At 36.8% G+C, this 2771-nt stretch carries 3 protein-coding genes and 1 pseudogene; 1 reads left to right on the top strand and 3 read right to left on the bottom strand.

Annotation, left to right across the window (positions count from 1 at the left end):
* Nucleotides 1-91 precede the first annotated feature (91 nt).
* Both F6K13_RS27000 and clpS read right to left on the bottom strand, forming a co-directional pair.
* Entirely contained in the window at nucleotides 92-1114 is a 1023-nt protein-coding gene (locus tag F6K13_RS27000) for a CPBP family intramembrane glutamic endopeptidase (RefSeq protein WP_240038892.1), read from the bottom strand.
* Nucleotides 1115-1184: 70 nt separating this feature from the next.
* Complete coding sequence (gene clpS, locus F6K13_RS26995) at nucleotides 1185-1472, bottom strand: ATP-dependent Clp protease adapter ClpS (protein WP_124144428.1); 288 nt, start codon at nucleotides 1470-1472, stop codon at nucleotides 1185-1187.
* Nucleotides 1473-1984: 512 nt separating this feature from the next.
* Here clpS and F6K13_RS26990 point away from each other — a divergent pair.
* On the top strand, nucleotides 1985-2494 hold the full coding sequence (locus tag F6K13_RS26990; protein WP_124144427.1) for a DUF3172 domain-containing protein: 510 nt from the start codon (nucleotides 1985-1987) through the stop codon (nucleotides 2492-2494).
* A gap of 47 nt (nucleotides 2495-2541) precedes the next feature.
* Here F6K13_RS26990 and F6K13_RS26985 read toward each other — a convergent pair.
* Nucleotides 2542-2771 (bottom strand): annotated as a pseudogene (locus tag F6K13_RS26985) (hypothetical protein); the annotation flags it as partial.

Here is a 2771-nt window from a genome sequence, read left to right as displayed (position 1 = left end):
GTTATATCATGTCTGGATAATAGACATCTCCAGAAAAGAGGGAGTAGGCAGTAGGCAGACATGATATAACTACCTCTTAGGTTATACCAATTCACTTTCGCTGAATAAACAAAGCGATCGCTCCTAAAAAAAACCACCCCATTACACCTGCTAAAGGATTACCATTTATCCCAACTATCCACTCTCCAACTACACTAGAATACTTAACTAAACCACCCACATTAATAATGTAATAACCCCAAACAAAACCAGCATGAATACCAATAGGCAAACCCAATAATTGTTGTTGATAATAAGTCAATTTATCTTTTTCTTTTGGGTTTAATACCCCGCTATCTACACGGTGTTGATAATTAGTTGGGTTTTGAGTCACCATCCACTTCTTCCTTCTTCCTTTCAAAGGGGGGCAAGGGGGGATGCCTTCTTCCTTCTTCCTTTCAAAGGGGGGCAAGGGGGGATGCCTTCTTCCTTCTTCCTTCTTCCTTCTTCCTTCTTCATCACGTTTTGCCCAAACAAAAATCAAACCCAACAACACCAAACCAGGAAACTGAAACCAAGTCCGCAAAATTTCTTCCACTGGTTTAATAAAGTGTAGTAAAGCATATACAACACTACTTACCCACAAAGCTACTCTTGGTTTGTAGTCTCGCTCCAACTCATCCAATAACCAACCTCGAAATAATAACTCCTCAGCAAAACCAATACCCACAGATACCAATAAACCTTCCAGAATAAATTGAGGTAACTTTGCTGAAGGTGACTGCCATATTACCCATCCCAGAAACGTTTCTAAAATAAAAAAACCAAACAGACTAACTAAACCTATTCCTAAACCTTGAAAAAAATTCTGAAAGTTGACCCTACTTATTTCTAAACCGTAGTGACGTAGTAGGTGTGGTTGTTGATAAACTTTCTTTCCCCAAAACTGGACTAAAATAATAAACTCTATATATAATAGAGCGATCGCCAATATACTCGCTAAATTTGCATCTCGCCCAAAAAAATATATTGGTGCTGCTAGTGGTATCCAACCCAGAAATAATGTTAAAATAAAAATTCCTATTCTGATAGAAACCGAAAACTTTGCAATTTTGCCAAATGATAAATTAGGCACTACCAACACCTATACAAATGAGAAACCGAGCTTCTCAAGGTAGAAACTCGGCTTCTATATTACAATTAAATCACTCATCAGGTTCTATAGTGCTAGTTAGTCCCTGATTTTTTAAATTTTCGCAATAAAACTCAGCGTGTTCTAAAGCGCAGGTAATCACCAATGCAATACCATTACTGTGAGCTTCCATCATAATATCGACAGCTTGGGGTTGAGTTAGACTCGGCACTGTCTTCATCAATGCTTGCACTACATACTCCATACTATTAAAATCATCGTTATGGAGTAAAACACGATAACGTGGTGCAGGTTTACGGACTGTGGAAGTGGAACGCTTTTCTATAGTCTCGACAGACACTACTCTATCCTGATTAAAAAATTCTAATACGACATAGACACATTAGTCTAGACCAATGCTTAGGCTAGACATAAAGTAGAAATACTTAACTCTGTTCAATAATATTTGCCAAATATTTTACCTTTCAGGAATGCTAACTCATTAGAACTTACCCGAAAACAAACATATAGCTAAATATTATTTGATATATATTTTGGCCTACACTCAAAAATTATGAGCATATATTGGAAATATTATAACATAAAACTTAACATTACTCAACTAGGGGGTTATCTGACTTTTGACCTTTAAATTTTGACTTAATCGTTCTAATTTGAGAATTATGATAGTATTAATCAAAAAATTTCCAAATTAGGTAATTTACTGATGGTTATTTATGCTTACTTAAGGACAAATAACCTACCTGGTAAAATTATACATACTTGCTTGTCAAACTAGGAAAGTAAAAATCTAAATTTAGCTCGTCCACTATTAGTTTATAGCCTAAGCTCCATAACTTAACTTTTATTTATATGAAACGTAGACCTCAAACTACCACCCAACCATCTAGATTCAACTATGCCACTATAGCAATTTTAGGAGGAGTATTTGTTTTAGGTATTGGCATTGGCATTGCCTTTAGCTCTACCGCTAACTTTACTCCCCAAAATGTGGCCTCTCGTGAATTTATCGATCGCAGCGTACCAAACCCAGAACTTTGTGTACAGTTTGGAGCTAGTGCTATGGTAATGAATATGAGAGTTTTCTTGACTCTAAATCCTTTTAATGTATATGTATCTCAACCAAACATAAAACCAGGGTGTGTCATCCGCAGAAATAACTGGTCAATTCTAGAGAAAAGAAACTTAGTCAACAATGAGCAAGTACGTGATTGTAAAAACCGCATGAATACCTTTGGTTATACAGGAAATATTAATGACGATCCAGAGATTAATTGTATCTATCAAAACGATAGTGCTCAAAACCTTTTCTTGCCCGGTCAGTTAGGACCTGGGGGGAATGCACCTGAAAATAACTTCTAGTTGATTTAACTATACCAGGGAGTAGGGAGTAGAAAATATCTCTACCTCTAAAAACTGCCAATATCTTCGTAGAACCTAGAACGAGGTAAATCCTCAACTACACGAACTTCTATGATATTATCGCCTTCTAGGGTAACAGAACGAGGAGAAGTAAGAACAACACTACCAGCACCAAGAGCTGCTCCTGCCAGAAAACCAAAACCTGAACCCGTCAGCAGTAATAATCCTAACCCCCCACCAGCGCTACTGGCAGCCAAAACTTTTTCATTTATATTAC

Origin of the sequence: Okeania sp. SIO2B9 (assembly GCF_010672505.1) — a bacterium.
In the GTDB taxonomy this organism is placed as follows: domain Bacteria; phylum Cyanobacteriota; class Cyanobacteriia; order Cyanobacteriales; family Microcoleaceae; genus Okeania; species Okeania hirsuta.
The sequence above is the reverse complement of the archived record's forward strand: the minus strand, read 5'-3'. Positions and strand labels throughout refer to the sequence as shown.